Source organism: Nocardia sp. NBC_00881 (genome assembly GCF_045207455.1).
Classification (GTDB): Bacteria; Actinomycetota; Actinomycetes; order Mycobacteriales; family Mycobacteriaceae; genus Nocardia.
Genome location: NZ_CP108798.1, coordinates 7,472,999 through 7,495,034, shown reverse-complemented (window position 1 = coordinate 7,495,034; position 22,036 = coordinate 7,472,999). Strand labels below are relative to the sequence as shown.

16 protein-coding genes are annotated in these 22,036 nt (G+C 67.8%); 10 read left to right on the top strand and 6 right to left on the bottom strand.

The features are described from left to right. Positions 1-189: 189 nt before the first annotated feature. From OH799_RS31750 to OH799_RS31720, 7 genes are all read left to right on the top strand, one after another. Entirely contained in the window at positions 190-2,658 is a 2,469-nt protein-coding gene (locus OH799_RS31750; protein WP_406271874.1) for a phosphoketolase, read from the top strand. A gap of 51 nt (positions 2,659-2,709) precedes the next feature. Further along, a complete protein-coding gene (locus OH799_RS31745) occupies positions 2,710-4,365 on the top strand; it encodes a 3' terminal RNA ribose 2'-O-methyltransferase Hen1 (RefSeq protein WP_406271871.1) in 1,656 nt (551 codons plus the stop codon). Then, positions 4,362-6,950 (top strand): polynucleotide kinase-phosphatase, encoded by a 2,589-nt coding sequence (locus OH799_RS31740; protein ID WP_406271868.1) that lies wholly within the window; start codon positions 4,362-4,364, stop codon positions 6,948-6,950. Before OH799_RS31745 ends, OH799_RS31740 begins: the two co-directional genes overlap by 4 nt. Positions 6,951-7,040: 90 nt before the next feature. After that, entirely contained in the window at positions 7,041-7,235 is a 195-nt protein-coding gene (locus OH799_RS31735) for a hypothetical protein (protein ID WP_406271866.1), read from the top strand. A 415-nt stretch (positions 7,236-7,650) separates the two neighbouring features. After that, complete coding sequence (locus OH799_RS31730; protein WP_406271863.1) at positions 7,651-8,103, top strand: hypothetical protein; 453 nt, start codon at positions 7,651-7,653, stop codon at positions 8,101-8,103. Continuing rightward, on the top strand, positions 8,100-8,462 hold the full coding sequence (locus OH799_RS31725; RefSeq protein WP_406271860.1) for a hypothetical protein: 363 nt from the start codon (positions 8,100-8,102) through the stop codon (positions 8,460-8,462). Before OH799_RS31730 ends, OH799_RS31725 begins: the two co-directional genes overlap by 4 nt. A gap of 171 nt (positions 8,463-8,633) precedes the next feature. Then, positions 8,634-9,179, top strand: a complete 546-nt coding sequence (locus OH799_RS31720; RefSeq protein ID WP_406271857.1) for a hypothetical protein — start codon at positions 8,634-8,636, stop codon at positions 9,177-9,179. Positions 9,180-9,219: 40 nt separating this feature from the next. Here OH799_RS31720 and OH799_RS31715 read toward each other — a convergent pair whose 3' ends face one another. From OH799_RS31715 to OH799_RS31700, 4 genes are all read right to left on the bottom strand, one after another. After that, positions 9,220-11,763 carry an ATP-binding protein gene (locus tag OH799_RS31715; protein WP_406271854.1) on the bottom strand — a complete coding sequence of 848 codons (2,544 nt, stop codon included), beginning with the start codon at positions 11,761-11,763 and terminating at the stop codon, positions 9,220-9,222. Between the two features lie 41 nt (positions 11,764-11,804). Further along, positions 11,805-14,336 (bottom strand): ATP-binding protein, encoded by a 2,532-nt coding sequence (locus tag OH799_RS31710; RefSeq protein WP_406271851.1) that lies wholly within the window; start codon positions 14,334-14,336, stop codon positions 11,805-11,807. Between the two features lie 112 nt (positions 14,337-14,448). Next, a complete protein-coding gene (locus tag OH799_RS31705) occupies positions 14,449-15,030 on the bottom strand; it encodes a dihydrofolate reductase family protein (RefSeq protein WP_406271848.1) in 582 nt (193 codons plus the stop codon). A 243-nt stretch (positions 15,031-15,273) separates the two neighbouring features. Beyond that, positions 15,274-16,008 carry a MerR family transcriptional regulator gene (locus OH799_RS31700; RefSeq protein ID WP_406271845.1) on the bottom strand — a complete coding sequence of 245 codons (735 nt, stop codon included), beginning with the start codon at positions 16,006-16,008 and terminating at the stop codon, positions 15,274-15,276. Positions 16,009-16,232: 224 nt separating this feature from the next. Between OH799_RS31700 and OH799_RS31695 the strand changes: the two genes are divergently transcribed. Next, positions 16,233-16,589, top strand: coding sequence for a DUF1707 domain-containing protein (locus OH799_RS31695; RefSeq protein ID WP_406271842.1), 357 nt, complete (start codon positions 16,233-16,235; stop codon positions 16,587-16,589). A gap of 6 nt (positions 16,590-16,595) precedes the next feature. Here OH799_RS31695 and OH799_RS31690 read toward each other — a convergent pair whose 3' ends face one another. Together OH799_RS31690 and OH799_RS31685 are read right to left on the bottom strand one after the other, a co-directional pair. After that, complete coding sequence (locus tag OH799_RS31690) at positions 16,596-18,935, bottom strand: tetratricopeptide repeat protein (RefSeq protein ID WP_406271839.1); 2,340 nt, start codon at positions 18,933-18,935, stop codon at positions 16,596-16,598. Between the two features lie 261 nt (positions 18,936-19,196). Continuing rightward, complete coding sequence (locus OH799_RS31685; protein ID WP_406271836.1) at positions 19,197-20,738, bottom strand: amino acid permease; 1,542 nt, start codon at positions 20,736-20,738, stop codon at positions 19,197-19,199. Here OH799_RS31685 and OH799_RS31680 point away from each other — a divergent pair. Together OH799_RS31680 and OH799_RS31675 are read left to right on the top strand one after the other, a co-directional pair. Next, positions 20,731-20,937 (top strand): hypothetical protein, encoded by a 207-nt coding sequence (locus OH799_RS31680; protein WP_406271834.1) that lies wholly within the window; start codon positions 20,731-20,733, stop codon positions 20,935-20,937. The genes OH799_RS31685 and OH799_RS31680 overlap by 8 nt on opposite strands. Positions 20,938-20,947: 10 nt before the next feature. Beyond that, a complete protein-coding gene (locus OH799_RS31675) occupies positions 20,948-22,009 on the top strand; it encodes an SPFH domain-containing protein (RefSeq protein WP_406271831.1) in 1,062 nt (353 codons plus the stop codon). The last annotated feature ends 27 nt before the right edge of the window (positions 22,010-22,036 follow it).

Genomic DNA, 22,036 nt, shown 5'->3' with positions numbered 1-22,036 from the left:
GGGGCGCGCCGTCCGTGCTCCGGCTCACCGCGTCGTGATTTCGCCGACCCGGTGCGGCGCATCCCGCTAGGCTGACGGGGCATTCTCCATACGGCGTTGTCGATTCCGTTCGGCAGCGGTGCAGGATCCGGGACAGCGGTCCTCGTGGCGCCGTTCCCCCGATGCCCCGAGCATGAGGAGAGTCGGCGCATGACCCACATGGCAAGTGCAGGTGGCGATACCTCGGCCGACAGCGTCGGCACCACCAGCGGTGACACCGTCGCGCCACGCCCCTACCGCCTGGCGGACGTGCCTGGCCCGCTGGAGCGCGACGAACTGACGTCGATCGATGCTTGGTGGCGCGCGGCCAACTATCTCGCTGTCGGTCAGATCTATCTGATGAGCAACCCGCTGCTGCGTGAACCGCTGCTTGCCGAGCACATCAAACCGCGTCTGCTCGGCCACTTCGGCACCGTGCCCGGCCTGAACCTGGTGTGGACACACGCCAATCGCGTGATCCGGCAGCGCGGTCTCGACGCGGTCTTCGTCGCCGGCCCCGGTCACGGCGGGCCGGGGCCGAACGCGTGCGCCTGGCTGGAAGGCACGTATTCCGAGCTGTACGGCCACATTCCGCAGGACGGCACCGGCATGGGCGCGCTGTTCGCGCAGTTCTCCTTCCCCGGCGGCGTGCCGAGCCACTGCGCTCCGGAAACGCCCGGCTCCTTCCACGAGGGCGGCGAGCTCGGCTACTCGCTGCTGCACGCCTTCGGCGCCGCGTTGGACAATCCGAACCTCACCGTGTTCTGCGTGATCGGCGACGGCGAGGCCGAGACGGGGCCGCTGGCTACGAGCTGGCACGCGAACAAATTCCTCAACCCGGCGCGCGACGGCGCGGTACTGCCGATTCTGGCGCTGAACGAGTACAAGATCGCCAATCCGACCATTCTCGCGCGCATCCCGAAGACGGAACTGGTCGCACTCCTGCACGGCTACGGCTACGAGCCGATCATTGTCGCGGGCAGCGATCCCGCGGCGGTGCACCAAGCCATGGCAGGCGCGGTGGACACCTGCATGGAGCGCATCGCCCAGATTCAGCGCGCCGCACGCGCCGGGACCGACGGGGTGCGGCCGATCTGGCCGATGATCGTGTTGCGCACGCCGAAGGGCTGGACCTGCCCGCCGGTGGTGGACGGCGATCAGGTCGAGGGCACCTTCCGCGCCCACCAGGTCCCGCTGCCCGCCGCGCGCGCCGACCCGAGCCACCGGGAGACCCTGGAGCAGTGGCTGCGGTCCTACCGCCCGGAAGAACTTTTCGACGAGGCGGGCAGACCGGTGTCGGAGCTGCTCGATCAGGTGCCCGAGGGCGATCGGCGAATGAGCGCCAACCCGGTCGCCAACGGCGGCACCCGGGTCCGCGACCTGCACCTGCCGGATTGGCGTGAGTCCGGCGTCGAGGTGACCGCGCCCGGCGCGACTCAGCACGAGGCGACCAGGGTGCTCGGCGGGTGGTTACGTGAGGTCACCAGACAGAATCCGGACAATTTCCTCACCTTCGCGCCCGACGAGCTGGCCAGCAATCGACTGCAGGACATTCTCGACCTCACCGGGCGCAACTGGCAGGCCGAGATCGGCGCGTACGACGAGAAACTCGACCCTGCGGGCCGGGTGATCGAGGTGCTGTCCGAGCACATGTGCCAGGGCCTGCTGGAGGGCTATCTGCTCACCGGCAGGCACGGGGTGTTCACCTGCTACGAGGCATTCATCCACATCGTGGACGCCATGTTCAACCAGCACGCCAAATGGCTCGACGCCAGCGCGGCGGTGCCATGGCGGCGTCCGGTCGCCAGCCTGAACTATCTACTCTCTTCGCACGTCTGGCGGCAGGATCACAACGGCTTCACCCACCAGGACCCCGGCTTCCTTGATGTGGTGCTGAACAAAAAACCGTCGATCGTGCGCGTGTATCTGCCGCCGGACGCCAACACGCTACTGTCCACCTACGACCACTGCCTGCGTTCGCGGCACTACGTCAATGTGGTGGTCGCGGGAAAACAGCCACAGGCCGACTGGCTTTCGGTGGACGAGGCCGCCGAGCACTGCGCACGCGGCATCGGCATCTGGGACTGGGCGGGCCACAACGATGCGCTCGGTACCACCCCGGACGTTGTACTGGCCTGCGCGGGCGACGTGCCGACGCTGGAAACCCTCGCTGCCGCGGCTATTCTCCGAGAACGCCTGCCCGAGTTGCGGATTCGGGTAATCAACGTGGTCGACCTGATGCGGCTGCAACCGCGCGAAGAGCATCCGCACGGTCTACCCGACAGCGAGTTCGACACGCTGTTCACCTACGACCGGCCGGTGATCTTCGCCTTCCACGGCTACCCTTGGCTGATCCACCGGCTCACCTACCGGCGAAACAACCACGGCGAGATGCACGTGCGCGGCTACAAAGAGCGGGGCACAACCACGACACCGTTCGACATGGTGATGCTCAACGACCTCGATCGCTATCACCTGGTCATGGACGTGATCGATCGCGTGCCGAGCCTGCGTGAGCAGGTTGCCGGACTGCGCCAGGAAATGGTCGACGCGCGATGGAGCGCACGAGCGTGGACGAGGGAGTACGGCGCGGACATCCCCGAGGTCGCGGACTGGACCTGGCCGTACCGGAGCGCCTGACGCAGCGCGAAATTCCTTGCGGGGTCCGGTTGGCTGGGCGACGATCGCAGGATGCTCCTCACGATCACCTGCACGCCGCCGGACGGTGCCGGGTGGCCTGCGACCGATCTCGGATTCCTGCTGCACAAGAACCCCGGCCGCGTGCAGGCGTTCGAACAGTCCTATGGCACAGCGCATGTCGTATATCCGGAGGCCACCGACGCCAAGTGTACGGCGGCGCTGCTACTCGAGGTAGACCCGATTCGATTGGTGCGCGGACGCGCGCGCAGCACCCCCGATTTCAGCCTCGGCCAGTACGTCAACGATCGGCCGTACGCGGCTTCTTCGTTGCTGTCCGTGGCGATCGGGGCGGTGTTCCGCACCGCGCTGCACGGTCGCTGCGATCTGCGGCCCGAGCTGGTGCGTACAACGCTGCCGCTGCGCATCGCGTTGCCGTCGGTGCCGTGTCGCGGCGGCGCGGCGGTGGCCGAGCGATTGTTCGAACCGCTCGGCTGGACGGTGACGGCGACCCCGCTCCCACTCGATCCTGCCTTTCCGGACTGGGGCGACTCGCATTTGCTCCGCGTCGAACTCGACGGCATCGTGCGACTCTCCGACGCCCTGTCCCACCTCTACGTGCTGCTTCCGGTGCTCGACGGAGCCAAGCACTACTGGGTGGCTGGTGCGGAGGTGGACAAGCTGATCCGGGCCGGCGGCGGATGGCTCGGCGCGCACCCGGAGCGCGGCTGGATCACGCGGCGGTATCTGGCGCGGCGGCAGTCGCTGGTGCGCACAGCGCTGGCGCGACTCGCCGAGGTAGACGACGTCGAACCCGAGCAGTTGGACGCGGTCGACGAGACCGATGACGCGGTGCCGTCGCACGACTCGGCCGACGCGGTGTGGCCGCACAACGCCGACGACACGGTGACGAGCACCGCCGTTGGCGGCGCACTCGACACCGCAGGCACGGCAGCCACCGCGGGGCCGGGGCTCGTGCCCGAGAGCGAATCTTCGCACGCGGTAATAGCTTCGGATAGTGAAGCCGAAAGAACCGCCGGTGCCGCATCCGGCTCGGATTCACACGATTCCGAAACCGATGTGCGAACACCGATGCTCGCGGTGGCGCGCCGCGAGGCAGTGCTCGTGGCGCTGCACGAGGCAGGCGCGCGGCGCGTGCTCGATCTCGGGTGTGGCGAGGGCGCACTGCTGCGAGAGTTGCTGGCGGATAAGCGGTTCAGCGAGATCGTCGGCGTCGACGTGTCGATGCGGGCATTGCGGATCGCCGAGCGCCGTTTGCGCGTCGACCGCCTGCCGGAGCAGGTGTCGCGGCGCCTCACGCTGCGGCAAGGCGCGCTGACCTACACCGACGCCCGGCTGCGCGGCTACGACGCCGCTGTGCTGATGGAGGTGATCGAGCATGTCGACCCGCCACGACTCGGCGCGCTCGAACACGCAGTGTTCGCCGAGGCGGCACCCACCACGGTCGTGGTCACGACTCCGAACGCCGAGATCAATGAACGGTTCGAGGGCCTGGCGGCCGGACAGTTCCGCCACGCCGATCACCGATTCGAATGGAACCGTGTGGAATTCGCCGAGTGGGGCGGCGGCGTGGCGGCACGGCACGGGTACACGGTGCGGTACCTGCCGATCGGCGTCGCGGACCCCGAACTAGGGCCGCCGACGCAGATGGCAGTGTTCACCAAGCGCGGAACAAGGGACGGGTCATGACAGAGCTTTCGGTACCCGAGCTGTCGCTCGTGGTGCTCGTGGGTAGCACCGGATCGGGCAAGTCGACATTCGCGCGCAAGCATTTCCGGCCGACCGCGATCGTGTCGTCGGATAGCTGCCGTGGGGTCGTCAGCGACGACGAGAACGATCAGGCGGCGACTCCGGAGGCATTCGCGCTGCTGCACCACATCGCGGGCATTCGGTTGCGGCGCGGCCTGCGCACGGTCGTCGACGCCACCAACGTGCAGGTGCGGTCGCGCCAGGAGTTGATCGCGCTGGCCCGTGCGCACGATGTGCTCCCGGTGGCGATCGTGCTGGACGTGCCGGACGCAGTGTGCCTGGAGCGCAATGCGCGCCGCGCCGACCGGGCCGACCTGGGCGCGCACGTTGTCGCCAGGCAGCAGCGGGAACTGCGCCGCAGCCTGCGTGGACTGGAGCGCGAGGGATTCCGCAAGGTGTACGTGCTGCGCGGCGTCGAGGAGATCGACGCCGTGACGTTGGTCGACGAGAAGGCGTGGAACGACAAGCGCGACCACACCGGACCCTTCGACGTGATCGGCGACGTGCACGGCTGCCGTGGCGAATTGGAGACGCTGCTCGGTGAACTCGGATACGTCCTGAAGCTGGACGATCGGAACCGACCTGTCGGCGCGCGGCACCCGGAGGGGCGCACTGTGGTGTTCGTCGGCGACCTGGTCGACCGCGGACCGGACACCCCAGGCGTGCTGCGCCTCGTGATGGGCATGGTGGCCGCGGGTACGGCTCTGTGCGTCACCGGAAATCACGAGAACAAGCTGGTCCGTGCGCTGGACGGCAAGAAGGTCCGTGTCGCGCACGGCCTCGCCGAGTCCCTTGCCCAACTGGAGGCCGAGGACTCGGATTTCCGTATGGCGGCGCACGAGTTCTGCCGGGGGCTGGTCAGCCACTACGTGCTGGACGAGGGCAAACTCGTCGTCGCGCACGCCGGGCTGAAGGAGGAGTATCACGGCCGCGCGTCCGGCCGGGTCAGGTCTTTCGCGATGTACGGCGAATCGACCGGGGAAACCGACGAATACGGTCTTCCGGTGCGCTACCCGTGGGCCAACGACTATCGCGGCCGCGCCACCGTGCTGTACGGCCACACGCCGGTGCTCGACCTGCAGTGGGTGAACAACACCCTCTGCCTGGACACCGGCGTGGTATTCGGCGGCCGGCTGTCGGCGCTGCGCTATCCGGAGCGCGAGCCGGTATCCGTTGCCGCGGAAAATGTCTGGTACGAGCCGGTGCGACCACTACAGGCCGTCACCAGTGTGACGCCGGACGGCGTGGTGCGCCGCGACCCCGGCGTGCTTGACCTCGACGACGTGCTCGGCCGTCGCGTCGTGGAGACCCGCTACCACGGCAGGGTCGGCGTGCGCGAGGAGAACGCGAGCGCCGCGCTCGAGCTGATGAGCCGATTCGCCCTCGACCCGCGGCGGCTGGTCTACCTGCCGCCGACCATGGCACCATGCGCGACCTCGCAGCTGGCGGGCTTCCTGGAATACCCCGCCGAGGCGTTCGCCTACTACCGCGCCGAAGGGGTGCGGCGACTCGTGTGCGAGGAGAAGCACATGGGCTCGCGGGCCATCGCCCTCGTCGCACGTTCGGCGGCCGCGGCCCGCGACCGTTTCGGCATCGACGACGGCGGCACCGGCGCGCTCTACACCCGCACCGGACGCCCATTCTTCGACGATCCCGCGCAGACCGAGTCGCTGCTGGCCGGCGTACGCGCGGCCGCCGACGCGGCGGGCCTGTTCGAGGAGCTGCGTAGCGAATGGCTTCTTCTGGACGCCGAGCTGATGCCATGGTCGGCCAAGGCCGTCGGCCTGCTCCGCAACCAGTACGCCGCGGTGGGCGCCGCGGCCAGGTCCGCGCTCGGCGCGGCCACCGAGGTGCTCGGCGCTGTCGCGGCGCGCGGGCTGGATGTCGCCGATCTCGCGGCGCGCACGTCCGCGCGTGCGGACGACGCGGCGGCGTTCACCGCGGCCTACGGTCGCTACTGCTGGCCGGTCGAGGGCATGGCCGGGCTCCGGTTGGCGCCGTTTCAAATCCTCGCCGCCGAGGGCGCGAATCTCGCGGTCCGCGACCACGAATGGCATCTCGACCGGATCGACCGGCTGGTCGCGGCCGATTCCGCGCTGTTGACGCCGACCCGACACGTGCATGTCGATCTCGACGATCCGGACAGCGAGGCCGCCGCGGTCTCGTGGTGGGCCGAGCTGACAGCGGCGGGCGGTGAGGGAATAGTGGTGAAACCGTTGGCTTCGCTGGTCCGCGCCGGCACCGGCGAGGCGGCTCGCGGCGGCCGCCTGGTTCAGCCCGGCGTGAAATGCCGTGGCGTGGAGTATCTGCGGATCATCTATGGCCCGGAGTACCTGCGTGCCGCCAACATGGATCGCCTGCGCACCCGCGGCCTGGGCCGCAAACGCTCGCTGGCGCTGCGCGAATACGCCCTGGGCCTGGAGGCGCTGGACCGGCTCGCAGCGGGCGAACCACTGTGGCGAATCCACGAGGCAGTGTTCGCGGTGCTCGCGCTGGAATCCGAGCCGGTCGACCCGCGGCTGTGATGGTCGCCTGCGCGGCGACGCTCGGTTCTCGGAGTGGTAGCGCCGCCGGGGCGGCTCGGCTCTCGTCTTCGAGTTCGATTCGGGATGTGCATGAGTACGATCGACCGTATGGAAGGTGGCCAGGGCTCCGAACTCCGCTCCCGGCAGCGCACCGCCGAGGTCACCGACAAGCGCCTGCTGCGTGGTGCTAAGACGCGAGCGGCGGTACTGCGGCAGGCGGTCGACATCGCCTCGCTGGACGGATTGGCCCGCCTGAGCTTCGGCAGGCTCCCCGCCTGCCCGTGAAGTTGGGCCGCGGCAGAGGAGCCCCGCCTTCGATGGAAGCGATCCCCGAAATCTGATCGCACGACCGATCCCCGTATTCGGGGCCACTCGACGTTGTCACGCAGTGTCGAAGCATGGGAAATCGGGACACCGGCACCGTCGCCATGGTCGCGAGAACGAACGTGGCGGCAGCCCCGCTGACTCGCCCAACTTCGCACCCGAGGTATCGCTGACATCTACTGCACTCGAGCAATACGGTCGATCGGCCGTATTTCCGATGAAACCCGGAGCAACTCTGCCCCGAACACGGCCGGCATCACCGCAGGTAGATACCCCGAGGGGCAAGCCGCCCGCCGCGTCCCTTCCCAGTCCTGAGAAAACCGCTCGACAACGAGCGACCCGTCAGTTAATGTGACGTTATCCAACGGCACGATAGATGGGGAACGATCAAGCGGACCACACCGGCCCGCTCGCCGATCCCGAGGTGACGAGAGAACGGACTTCAACAATGACCGGGATCACGCCACCACAGCGACGGACACAGACCTGGCTCGTCCGCCCGCTGATCGTGAGCGCGATAGCGGCCACGCCGGAAACCCCGGCGCCGGCCGAAGTGCTGGCCGAGCCCGACGCGACCGTCGCGGCATCGAGCCCCGAACGCCCGGGCCGCCATGGACACGACAGGCCGGGCTCCTCAAACCACGACGACCGGGACCGCGACGACCGGCACCGCACCGCGACCGCAACGACGACCGCGACGGCTGCCACCCGGACCCCTTCCCCACCCCATTCTTCGGCGGCCGCTCTGTCCACCGACGCTCGCTGGATCGACCGATCCGCGAAGGGCACCGCCGACCACAGCTCAAATCCGAACGGAGACTTACGATGACCACCAACACTGCCGCCCGGCGACTGCTCACCTGCGCTGCGATCATCGGCGCCATCACAGCGGGCGGTGCGGGCCTCGCCGCCGCCGAGTCGCACTCGGGTCCCTCGGACCCCCGCAACGGCTCGGGCAACACCACAGGCTGGCACCACATCGATCCCATGGGTTACCACCACCAGGAGCGCAACCCGCTTAGGCGACAGCAGCAACGCGACGCCATTCGCGACTACCACCAGCGTCAGAACCAGCCCGCGCCGAGCGACACCACGGGCGACAACGGCAGCTCGAGCTGGTCGCAGGTGCAGCGGCCGGACGGCAGCGGCTACACCGTGTGCCGCCCGCAGGCCAGCTGGTGCCAGTGACCTCGTAGTCGACGCACGCGCTCCCGGCGGGTGCGTCGACTCGAACCGTCCCCTCATAAAACCTTCCCCGTCAAGTGTGCCGCTACTTAGCGGCACACTACCCGAAGCATCAAGATTTCCAGGTCCATCGAACATCCACGGACCAAGCTCTAGCACGAAAGAGAAACACCAATGATCACAATCCGAGGGCTGCGCGCCACGTCTGCGTGTACCGAGAAGCGGTCCACCACGGCGCGCACGCTCATGCTGCTGGCGTCGGCCGCGGTGGCGGTGGGCGGCCTCAGCCTCGGCGCGGGCACCGCAGAGGCCGAAAGCGCTGCCTGCCTCTGGGCGGGCGGCGCTCATGGTCAGGGCGAGACGGTCGCCGCGGGCGGCTGGAGTTTCTCCTGCGGAACCGACCAGTCCGGCGCTCCGTACTGGCACCGCGGCCACGCGGTGGGGCAGCGGAGCACTGTTGCCAACCCTGGCGCACACACCAACCCCGCCGGCCAGTTCAGCGCGGGCGCACGCCAGTTCGGCACGGAGTACAACGATTACTGCGTCGGTAGCCAGCTCATCGAGGGTTCCGAGGACGTATATCAGGTGGTCGCGGACGGTCGGGGCGGGCTGTTCTGGAAGGCCGCCGGGTCGATCGATCAGTGGACCTTCGATCCGGGCTCCGCGCCCCAGAAGTCCTGGCGGTCAGCGAGCCTCTGCAACGACGGCTCCCTGACCTGATCGAAATCGAATGCGGCTGCGCCCGTAACCCTCGCGAGGGTTACGGGCGCAGCCGCATTCGCATCGCCCGCTGCTCGGATTCGAGCCGTACCCGCTCGTCGAGGTGATCCGGTACATGCCAGGTGATGTCGGCCCTGGTGGCCGCCATCAGCTTCCTGCGGACCGCCGCGACCTGGGCGTCCACCGTCCGAATCGAACTACCCCTGCGCGCGGCGATCGCGCTGTTGGCCCAGCCGGCGGCGGCGAGCACCGCGACCTCGCGTTCCGCGGGCGTCAACTCGTCCCAGCGCGAGGCGGTCGCCCTGACCTGCGGGCGCAGGCGCGGCACCTGGTCGATGGCGAGCCTGCCGAGCAGAAATCGTTGCAGCTCATCGTGTTCCGGCCGCAGGCGGGCGCCGCGACCAGCCGCGGCCGCATAGGGCTCCGCGCCGATGACCGAGGTCGCGACCTCGATGGCATGGGCGGTACCGCGCGCCACCAGCGTCACCCGGTCCGCGACGATGCCCATCGATCGGTGCAGCGTGGCGATTCCGCCCTGGAGATGAGCAATTCGGGTGGCGGCGGCGGTCAGTGTGGCCCGGCCTGAGTCGCCCGCGGCGATCCGGGCGGAAAGGATATAGGTCAGCGCCATCGTGATGAAGTGGGCGACCCAGCCCGCTGTCCAGGTGTCCCCGGTCGTCAGAACGCGCTCGAGAGTCGACTGTCCGAGCTTCACCGCCTCCTCGGGGTCACCGTGCCTGGACACAGCGATCATCCAGGCGAGTTCCGCCCAGGAGATCGCCCAGCCCGCGTCGGAGGCGACGGCCCGGTCCAGGTGGCCGCGCGCGACACCGAGCGCCAAGTCGGCGTCACCGAGGTTCGCGCAGGTGAGCGCCTCGAACAGCTCGCTGCGCTGCTCTCCCGCCCGGTCACCGGCGGCGGCGAACTTCCTTCGTGCCCTCGCCAAGACGTCGACCGCCCGCAGGTCGAGGTGGACGAGTAACAGGTCGAGGCCCCAGGTGAACTCGACCTGGGCGGGCAAGCCGATGTCGATGGCGGTGCTGTCGCGCCAGCGGCGCCGCAGATCGGGGTCGGACAGGCACTCCACGGCGCATTCGTCCAGCAGCTGCGCGGTGTAGACGTGTCTGCCCTGCCAGATGGCGATCCATCCGACCAGCGCGGTCGCGTTGATCCGCAGCCGGGTCGGCGGCGGGTCGACCCACCGGGTGGCTTCCAGGGCCTGTTCGGTGAGACCGGTGATGGCACGGTTGGATCCGGTAATGAATGGGACACGCAGCGCCATCAGCGTCGTGGCGGTCTCCAGTCCGACGACGGCCTCCTCCGGGTCGGCGAGGCTGGTCTCGATGGCAATGAGGATGTTGTCCCACGCCGCGCGCGCCCAGTCGAGCCAGTCCTGTTCTCGCGGGCCATACCAGGTGGCAGGGCCCGTGGCGACCCGGTCCCGGTAGTAGCGGCGATGCCGGGCCAGCAGCCGCGCCTCGTCCAAGCCGTCGCGGCGGACCGACAGCTGGTCTCGCACGAACACACGGACGCTCTCGAGCAGGTAATACCGAACCGTGACCGCCGTGATGTGCACGGAGAGCAGCGACCGTTCGACCAGGCGCTCCAACAGGCGATCGATTTCCTCCTCCGGCAGCGCCGCGTCCGCGCACACCGCCGCGATCGCATCGGATTCCGCTCCGGAAGGGGTTTCGTCGTTGTCGGTGTCGCATCCGGTGGCGAACACCGACATCCGGTCCAGCAGCAGCTGTTCGCGATCGGTACACAGACCGTAGGACCAGGCGATCACATCGCGGACGCTGCGGTGGCGTTCCCCGACCCCGCCCCTGGCACCGTGGGACCACTGCAGACGCCGGTCGTCGGTATCGCCGGACAGTTCGCGCAACACGATCGCGGGCGGCCGGTGCAGCAGGCGGGCTGCCGCCAGCCGGATGAACAGCGGGTTGTTGTCCACATTCCCGCAGATCCGCGCGGCGATGGCAAGTTGTCCCGGCTCCTCCGGAATAGGCCGTCCGGTGAGTTGGGCTCGCCGCCGGAACAGCTCGAGGGCGTGATCGCTGGACAGCGGCGGCACGGCCACCAAGTGCTCGTCGATCCAGCCGACCGGCTCCCTGCTGGTCGCGACAACGGTCAGGCCGGGCACCACTTCCAGCAGGCCGACGATCAGCGGTGCAACCCCGTCGAGCACGTGCTCACAGTTGTCCAGCACCAGGATCGTCCGGTCGGTTTCGCCCGCGCCGGAGCCGCTGAAGGTGTCCACCAAGGCGTCCCAGGCGGACCGGCCCGCGATGCCGCCCTTCGCGACGGACTGCACCACCTCCTCGGCGACCGGTCCGGTCTCCGCGCCGGGCGCCAGGCGGGCAAGCCGCGTCCAGTAGACCGTGTGCCGCGCCGCGTCCCGGTACCGGCGCACGGCCTCGGCCGCCAGCGTCGTCTTGCCGATGCCACCTGGTCCGACCAGGGTGATCAGCCGGGCATTCGGCGAGTCCAGCAGCGCGTCGACCTGCCGCAGTTCGGCGTGCCGGCCCACAAACTCACTGGGCGCGGCGGGGCTGTCGCCACCGCCACGGTTCAGTTCCGACATGCAGGTGCACCTATCGATCTAAAACCATCGGTCGGGGCAGCCTATCGACTGCGCGCTCCCTTGCGGGCACGGTGGGGTCGTCGCTCGGCTTCGATCCGGACGCGATCGACGAGTTCTTCGGGTATGTGGCTCACGATGTCGGCGCGGGAAGGGATCATCAGCTTCGCCCGGATGGCGGCGACCTGAGCGTCGACCGTCCGGATGGAGCTGTGCCGCCGGGAGGCGATCGCACTGTTGGGCCAGCCCGCGGCCGCGAAGACGGCGACGTCACGCTCGGCCTCGGACAGCTCGCTCCAGCGGGACGTGGGCCGCTGCGACACCGGGCGAATATCGGAGGGCCGGTCGGGTCGTCGGCGGGTAGACATCGAATCGGTCCACCACAACTCGTCCAGCTCCGGCCGCAGTCGGGTCTGTCGCTCAGCCGCCGCGTACGTCCGGTCGCCCAGCAGCGCGCGGGAAACCTCGGCGGCGCTGCGGATTTCGGCGGCGATCAGCGGTACCTGATCGATCGCGATGCCCATCGAACGCTGACGCGTCTTGAAACTCCCTACCAGATAGGCTATTTCAGTAGCCGCCGCACTCGTGGTGACGGGGTCGCCGCCGGCGGCCAAGTCGTCGAGGAGGACCTGGGCGAGGGCGACAATGTGCGCGCCGACCGCCCAGCTCGCCGTCCAGGTGTCCCGCTCACCCCGGTGGCGGGTGAGCACGCCGTTGGTCATCGCCAGCGCCTCGGCCGCGGAGCCGTGCTTGGCCAGCGCCACCGCGCGCGCGATCTCGGCCCACGCCGTCGACAACGTCGAGCCAGACGATACCGAGCGCTCCAGGAACCGCGCCGTATCGTCCAGCGCCTCCTGCCGGTCGCCCACGAGGGCCGAGCAGAACGCCACGAACACGTCGCTGCGTTCGGCGCCTATGCGGTCGCCCAGCTCGGTGAACTTGCGCCGAGCGCGGGTCAGCACGGTGATCGCGTGCGGATCGCCGCGCACCAGCATCAGCTCGAGTCCCCACATCCATTCAACCGGAGCGGGCAGTCCGAAATCGACGTCGGTGGAGCGCGGGCCGGTGCAGGCGTCCCGCGCACCCGGGAGGGCGACGCAGCCCGCGAGCAGCTGCGGGATGTGATCGGCGCGCCCCTGCCAGAGCGCGATCCACCCCAGCAGGGCAGTCGCCAGGTCACCCAGGCCGGCAAGATCGAGTCCGGACCTCTTGGTGGCCTCCAGCGCGCGTTCGGTCAACCGAGTGAGCGCGCCGGCACCGGATTTCACGAACGGGACTTTCATCGACAGCAGGATGGTGGCGGTCTCCAGCGCGACGACGGCCTCCGCAGGATCGGCGAGGCCGGATTCGATGCCGAGCACGAGGTCGTTCCAAGTCGACCGCGCCCACTCCATCCACGCCCCGTCCTGCGGGCCGAGCCACAGAGCCTGTGCGGCGACGACCTTGTCCCGGAAGTACCGACGATGCCGGGCGGCGAGTCGGTCGGACGCGTCGCGGTCGCGGTGGCGTAGCCGGTCGCGGGCGAAGACGCGGACGCTTTCCACCAGATACCAGCTGACGGATGTCGCGGTGAGATGCGTCGATACCAGCGATTGTTCGGTCAGCCGTTCCAGTAGGTGTTCGATCTCCTCCGCGGGCAGGGCATCGTCCGCGCACACCGCGATCGCGGCGTCGAGCTCGATGCCGCCGCGCAGGGACTCGTCGTCGGTCTCGTAGCCCGCCGCGAAGACCGAGAGCCGCTCGAGCAGCAACTGCTCCTTCGCGCTGCACAGCGCGAAGGACCACGCGAGGACGTCGTACACGCCACGATGACGCTCCACGGTGCCGGCGCGCGCCCCGTGCGTCCAGTGCAGACGCTTGTCGTCGGCGTCGCCGGTCAGCTCACGCAACACCATGACCGGCGGCTGATGCCGCAGGCGCGCCGCCGCCAACCGGATGAACAGCGGGTTGTGGTCGACCCGGCGGCAGATCCGCGCGGCGACGGCAACCTGCTCATGGGCGTCGGGGATCGCCCGCCCGATGAGTTGGGCCCGCTGGCGGAACAACTCGACGGATTGGGACGGGGACAGCGGAGGCACGGCCAGGATGTGCTCGTCGACCCAGCCGATCGGCTCCCGGCTGGTGGCAAGGATCGTCAGCCCCGGCACGGCCTCGAACAGATCGGCGATCATCGCGGCGACCGCGCCGAGCAGATGCTCGCAGTTGTCCAGCACCAGCACAGCGCGGTCAGCGGAGCGGTCGCCGCTGCTGAAGGTGCGTACAGGTCCGCCGCGCGTCGGTCGGGACTCGAGGTCGGTGCGCACCGCCGACTGCATCACATCCTGCGCGGTGGCCGTGCTGTCGGGCTCCAACTCGGCGAGCCGGGCCCAGTAAACCGGCCTGCGTCTGGCACGCGCGCCGCGGCGTAGCCCCTCCGCCGCTAATCGCGTCTTGCCGATCCCACCCGGACCGACCAAGGTGACCAGGCGCGCGTCACCGTCCAGCAACGCACCCAACCGGTCCAATTCCGTTTCCCGGCCGATGAATTCACTGGTGGGTGCAGGCAGCACCCCGCCACGTACCTGAACCAGGGACATATTACGAAAGTTAGCCCACGAAGCCGCTACGCGCTCGATAATGCCGGCTCCAGTTCACGCGACATCCGTCACCGTTCCGGTGGCGGGGCCGCTACCTGGATGTGTATGCACGCTAGGCCGAAGACACCGAGGCCATCTGCTGGTAATGCATCTGGACGACAGCGCTGTCGAACGTCATCACATCGACGAGCTGCAACCCGGACACCACCGCGGGTGTCGGGAACAACGGGATACCGCCGCCCAGGAGGATGGGGTGGACGAACAGCCGGTACTCATCGATCAGATCGTGCTTCATGAACGCCGACGCCGTCTCCACACCGCCGAACAGAACCATGTCGCAACCGGGCCGCCCGCGCAGCGCGGTGATCTCCTCGACCAGATCCTCCCGGATGATCTTCGTGTTCCAGCCGGCAGTAGGCAGGCTGCGCGAAAAGACGAGCTTGGGCGTTTCCTTCCAGCACCGCGCGAAGTCGACATAGAACTCCGATATCGCCGGATCCACGTCGGCGGTCGGCCAGAACGATGCCACGATCTCGTACGTCTTCCGGCCGTAGAGGAACAAATCGGCCGAGCGGAGTTCGTCCATCAACGACTCGCACAGTTCCTCGTCCACCACTGGCCAGTGGATTTCCTGATCCGGCCCCTCCGCGAAGCCGTCCAGCGACATCTGCATCCACAGGGTCACGCTTCCCATTGCCCACACCCATCTGCTGCCTTGTGCGATTGGGACATTTTCAGCGAAAGCGACACTCGCGCGCATCAGTAGATCGGGCATGGCATACCTAGGTACATGGTCATAGGTAGCTGCGCGTGCGGCGAGCACGCGGCCAGATGCCACCAATATACCGCTAATCAACGGCACGTTACTGCCACGTATCTCCAACGATGGGAAAGTGGAATAGAAACAGCTCCGGTCGGCCCGCCCAGGCCGAGCAGGTCATGCCTCCGGCAGCGCGTCCGCGAGTTCGGTGTCCTGGCCGAGATACCGTGTGATGAACAAGTTTACGAGCTCGGCGGTCGCCGCGCCGGGGACCGCGCGCATCGCCGCCAACTGTCCCTCGAGCTCGGCGACCTGCGCCGGGCCTTGGTCGGATTTCTGGAACGACGCCAAGGCGGTACGGCGGAAGAGGTCGACGAAACGGCGAGCGATGCGGTCGGCGTCGGCGCGCAGCTTCTCCAGTTCGCCGATCACTTCGTCGGCCGGAATACCGGCGTCCACGATGCGATCAAGGCTGCGCACCAGCCGACGATCCGCGATCCGATAGGTCGCCGCGTCCACCGGCTCGTACAGCCCCGCCGCGACAACGCGCGCAAGACCGTTGGGCACGTCGCGGTAGCGCTCGGCGAGTTCGGTCGCCGCGATTATGTCTCCGGCAGCGACGACGACCGGCTCGGCGATGTCGGGCTCGACGACGCCGAGAATATCGCCCAGGTCGTCACCGCGATCCCAGGCTTTGAGCAACTCCTTGATGCCGTTGATTTTGATCCCCCGATCGAGCAGCCTGCTGATGGTCCGCACCCGGTTCAGGTGGTCGGCGCCGTAGAAACCGGTCCGCCCCTTGACCTGAGGCGGCGGCAGTACGCCCCGTTCGTGGTAAACCCGCAGGCTGCGCACGGTCGTACCGGCCTCCCGCGCCAGCTCGTCGATCGTGTACTCCACGCCCGCAGTCATACCTCAAGGAAACCACATCGCAACACGAAAGGATGGCCGGTGCGCGGGCATTTTGGCGGCCACTGGGTCTCCGGCGACAAATCAGCAAACGCCGCGTGATCCGCGCCGATTCATTCGGACATGGCACGGCGGTGTCCGGCCCTGCCTGCGCGGCAGGCCGAGCTTCCCGCCCTTGGAAAACTCACGTGATGCATGGCTTTTGCCGCTACGCCTATCCTTCCGACATGGGTGAATCTGCGGGCCTCCCGGCCAGCATCGCGGACCGTGAGCGAGCACTGCGCGAGCTGACCCACCACCTCGGCGCGGGCAGACTGAGCCTGACCGAATTCGACGAACTCAGCGCGGTTGTCGCCGCGGCGACCAGCAAGAGTCAGCTGGCCGAACTGTTCGCCGACCTGCCAGGCAGCACACCGCAGGCACCTGAGGTGCCACCGACCAATCCACTGCCCCGCCTCGTGGTGCTGGCGGGGGCGGCCGTGGTCTTGGCGGTAGTCCTCGCCTTGTCCACCGGCAACTGGCTGTGGTTGCTCATTATCCTGGCCGCACCAGCGCTTTTCATGTTCACAGCACGGGCTGTCTGAGTCCGTTCACCACCTGGACTTCGGCCGCACGTGATTGGCCAGGTCGACGAGGCGATACCGGTGCAGGCGGTGCGGCGCGATCCGGGCCAGCGCACGCAGACTCGACTCGAGCCCACGCTGCAACCCCAGCGGGGTGACTGGGAAGCCGAGCAGGGTTGCCTCGGGTTTCGCCGACTGCCCGCCGGCGCGCACCCACTCCAGCGCCGCGCCTACCACGATGACCTGTAGTTGCAGCGCCCTCGGCTCGTCCGGCGCGGCGTCGAGTCGCGCCGCCGCCTCGATGAGGTCGGCCTCGGTGGTATCCGCGATCGGCTGCGAGACCAGCAGCAGACAGCCGGTCATCCGCGCCACGCTCTGATACCGCGATGCCTTCGGCACCTGATCCAGGACGGCGACGGCCTCGAGCAGTGCGCCATCGGCCGCGAGCCTGCGGGCCAGTCCGAAGGCTGCGCTCACTACGCCGTGGTTGGTCCGCCACACCGTCCGGTAATACTCCATGGCGAGCTGATGCCAGCGGTTGTCCCCGTCGGGCTCGCCGAGATGCTGCAGCGTGAGTTCCGCGGTGGCGGCCAGCGCAAGGGCGGGCGCGATCTCACCGGGCAGCATGCCGTGCACCAGATCGAAGTACTCGTAGGCGCGCTCGTACTGGCCGTCCAGCAGCGCGGCGACGGCCGAGTACCACTCGATGCGCCAGTCGGTGGCGTAGCCCGGCCGCAGGTCGGCGAGCCGGTCGCACGCGGGCACGACCTCCCCCAGGTCGAGGTGCGCGCGGACTGCGGTCAGCGTTCCCTCCAGCTCGAAGGTCTCCGGCTCCCGGATCGTGCCGGAGACGATCCGGTCGGCAGTGCGGCGCAGTGCGTCGAGAGCGTGCCTCGGGTCGCCGTGCAGCAGGGTGGACAGCAGGTCGGCGCTGGGGTCCTCACTATCGATCAACGGAACCGGCAGGGCCGCAACAACGCTCGGCGCATCCAGCGCGGGGAGCCGATGACGGCCGTCGGCCATGCCATCGGTCTGTCCGATCAGCGTCTCGATGCCGAAATCGCCACGCATGGCGCCGAATTCGAGTGAAGCCTGCGGATGCTCCATGCCGGTGTCGGCGGCGAGTACCATCCGCAGAACGCCCGCGAGCTGGCCGTACATCGAGTAGGCGGTCGGGAAGCGGTGCTGTGGATCCGGGTCGGTGGCCCGCCGCAACAGCCGGTCCAACGACGGATAACGCACCAGCAGCGGCTGCTCGTCCGCCGAGGGAATGCCGGGCAGCTGATGGCCGTCGGCGGTCTTGGGCATGTCCAGCACCAGCGCGGCCAGGGTGCGGCCGACTGAGTAGATGTCCGAGGCCACTGTCGGGCCGGTCTCGGTGATCTCCGGCGCCTGGTAGCCGGGCGTGCCGTAGATGCTTCCGTAGGACTCCATCGCGGCGACAGCACCGAGATCGATCAGCTTGACCTCGTCCTCGCTGACCATGATGTTGTCGGGCTTGAAGTCGTTGTAGGCCAGTCCGAAGGAGTGCAGATAATCCAGAGCGGGAAGGATCTCCATCATGAAGGCGATCGCCTCCGAGACCGGAATGCGTTCCGGTGCACGCAGATCGAGCATTTTCTTCAGTGAGCGACCGCCGACGTACTCCATGACGATATAGCCGTCGGGAACATCGCGGCGAGACTGGTGCTTGACGAAATTGTGGATCTTGACGATGCCGGGATAGGCCACCTCGGAGAGGAACTGGCGTTCGGCCAGGGCGACTACGTGGGCCTCGAAGTCGAGCGGATTCTGCAGCCCCTTCAGCACCACCCAGCGATCACTCACGTTGCGATCAACGGCGAGATAGATCCAGCCGAGCCCGCCGTGGGCCAAACAGCCCTGCACCTCGTACTGGTCGGCGACCATCTCCCCCGGCTGGAGCGAGGGCCGGAAGTTGAACGGCGATCCGCACCGGCCGCACTCGCCCTCCACCACCCCGGGTCCGGCGTCGGTGGTGCGGCCGACCGGCTGCTGACACTTCCAGCAAAACCGCTTGTTCTCCGGCATTTCCGGGCTCTGCATGACCGCGGAACGCGGATCGAGCGGGCTCACCTTGGGCATGGACACGAGGCCGTCACCCAACCTTCGCCCGCTCGGTCGTGACCGAGCGCTGCGGCCGGAACCGGGATCCGGTTCGAGGCCGTCGAGCAGCTCAGCGGTGCTGATGGTGGGTTCCGAGGAGGCGATGGCGGCGATGGAGGCGATGTCCGCTGCGGCCGTGCGTTCGACGATGCTCGGCATCGACTCGACGGCGATGGCACGCTGCTTCGGCTGCCCCTCGGCAAATTGAGGCGTCGACCACGGATTGGGCAGCCGTGGGGGCATCTCGGTCTTGAGTAGGTGCCGAGTCGTCCATGGGTGAGAACTTCGCCGAGGCACCTCGGTGCCGCGCATTCGCCGATTCGCCCACGGATTCGCGAGTGGACGATCGGATGCGCTGGGGTGCTCCGGCATACGAACCTCTCAGACCCACCGTTCGATCGGGGTTTCATTCTGGTCCGCTACCTGTCGATGCGCGCGAGTATTATTCCCTGCATTGGGGATAGGTTATCCGCCCCGGGCGGTTATCCCGGGGCGGAGGCTGGCTCACTCCTCGTCGGGCTTGTCGAGAATCACCACCGTGTCGCCAGCCGCCGCGTTCTTGCGCGGCGGCCGCTCGGCCAGAACCGGGAACTGGCCGGTGACGCCCTGGCGAACCGCTGCGATGCGCAGCACCCGCTTCCGCGCCAGGAACCAGCCACCGACCAGCGCAGGAACCACGACCACGCCCATGGCGATCACCGCGCCGCGCTGCACTTCGTCGTCACTGAAGGCCATCAGACCGACGACGGCAACGAGGAAGGCCAGTGTCGCGAAGCTCGTGTAGGGCGCGCCGATCAGCCGGAAGGACGGACGTTCCGCACGACCGGTGCGCGACCAGCGCCACAACTGCAGCTGGCAGACCACGATCGCGGCCCACGCGACGATCGTGCCGAGCGCCGACATGTTCAGCACGATCTCGAACGCCTTGTCCGGCACCACAGCGTTCAGGCCGACGCCGATGAGCGCGACCGCGCCGGTGGCGAGGATGCCGACGTAAGGCACACCGCCCTTCGACATTCGCGACGCGATGGTGGGCGCACTGCCGTTCATCGACATCGAGCGCAGGATCCGGCCGGTCGAGTAGAGCCCGGCGTTCAAACTGGAGAAGGCCGCGGTCAGCACCACGAGGTTCATCACCGAGCCGGCGCCATCCACGCCGATTCGCGAGAAGAAAGTGACGAAGGGGCTCTCACCCTCCTTGAAGGCGGTGTAGGGCAGCAGCAGACCGAGCAGCACCAGCGATCCGACGTAGAACAGCGCGATCCGGGCGATCACGGAGTTGATCGCGCGCGGCATGATCTTCTCCGGGTTCTCCGCCTCACCGGCCGCCGTGCCGACCAATTCCACTGCGGCATAAGCGAAGACGACACCAGTGGTGACCAGGACGAGCGGAATTATGCCGGTGGGGAAAAGGCCGCCGCTGTCGGTGATGACGCTGGGACCGGTGTGCTGGCCCTGGATGGTGAAACGGCCCGCCAGGAAGATCGAGCCGATGATCAGGAAGGCGACCAGCGCGACCACTTTGATCAGCGCGGCCCAGAACTCGAGCTCGCCGAACCACTTCACCGAGATGAGGTTGACGCTCACCACCAGCGCGAGGGCTACCAGGGCGATCAGCCACTGCGGTACCGCCTCGAAAGCTCCCCAGAAATGGACATAGGTGGCGATGGCGGTGATGTCTACGATCCCGGTCATACACCAGTGGAAGAAATACATCCACCCGACCGCGAATGCCAGCTTCTCGCCGTAGAACTCACGGGCGTAGGAGACGAACGATCCCGAGGAGGGGCGATGCAGCACCAGCTCACCGAGCGCCCGCAGGATGAAGAATACGAACACGCCACAGATGGCGTACACGATGAACAATCCTGGGCCCGCACTGGCCAAACGCCCACCCGCGCCCAGGAACAGCCCGGTGCCGATGGCGCCACCGATCGCGATCATCTGCAGCTGACGCGGGCGAAGGGACTTGTGGTACCCCGCGTCCTCCTCGTGGAGCGTGCCCGCCGGCGCGGGCAGCTCCGAGGGAGGTCGAACTGTGGTCATGGGGATGGCCTTTCAGGTGACGGCGATCATAACTTCGATCAATGTACCGTTATATAGCGGCACGTTCAATAGTGACTTGGCTCTTGTAACAACCTGGACATCGAAAATTGTGAGCAAAGCGCGCGGAGCAGGGGCGATCGCGAGTCATTCGTTGATCGGACCACTGGATATCGGTACGCTCAATGTGAAAATCGGCTGATGGAGCGCAGATGGCGTGGTTCGAGCGGGAGTTCATCGCGGTCCCGGAGGACCGTAAGAACCAAATGGTCTACAAGTGGCCGGATGTCAACATCCGCCGCTACACACGTGCGATCGTCAACGCCGACGAGATCGCTTTGTTCGTCAAGTCCGGGCAGGTGGTCGCCGCGCTGGGTCCGGGGCGGCATCGCATCGACGCCGACGAACTGCCGGTGCTCGGCGCGCTCGTCGACACCGTCACCGGCGGAAACTTCTATCGTGCCGAGCTGTATTTCGTCGCTACCCGGGAAGTCCCCGGCGTCCGGTTCGGTGGACGACTGGCCGACATCCTCGATCCGGTCAGCGAGCAAGTGGTTACTCTGCGCGTCTTCGGCGAGTTCGCGCTCGCCATCCGCGATCCGGCCGAACTGCTCACATCGCTGGCGGGCACCGCCGATCTCACCGACCAGGACCGGGTGCAGAGCTGGTGTGCCGACCTGCTGCTCAAGTCCATGAAAATCGCTGTTACCCAGGGTATTTCGCGCGGCGACTGGCAGGTGCTCGGGCTCTCGGCACAAATACAGCCGATCGAAGCCGCCGTCCTACGCCAGACGAACACCGCGCTCTACGAATACGGACTGCGCATCCCACGGATGGGCAACTTCGACATCACGCTGGCGCCGGAGGACGCGGACCGGCTGAAGCGACTCGCCAAGGACGTCAAATACATTCGCCTGACCGGTGACTTTCAACGCTATGCCGCGGGCGAGCTAGCGCTCGGTGCGAGCCAAGGGTTCGCGCACGGCAACCGCGGCGCCGAGGGCGGTTTTCTCGGTGCCGCACTGAGTTTGAATGCCATCGGACAGCACGTGGGCAACCAGTCCGGCACGCCGCAACTGCCACCCGCCGCTGCCGAAGCCGGGCAATCACCCTGCGCTGCTTGCCAAGCCGCAAATCCGGCAGGTGCACGGTTCTGCATGAACTGCGGCACGCCCCTCGCGCCGCAACCGCGGCACTGCCCCGGCTGCGGGGCGGAATCGACGGCTACGGCGAAGTTCTGCGGGAGCTGCGGAACGCCGATGCCCGGAGGCTGACGCCGAGCGCGTCCAACCTCCGGGCAT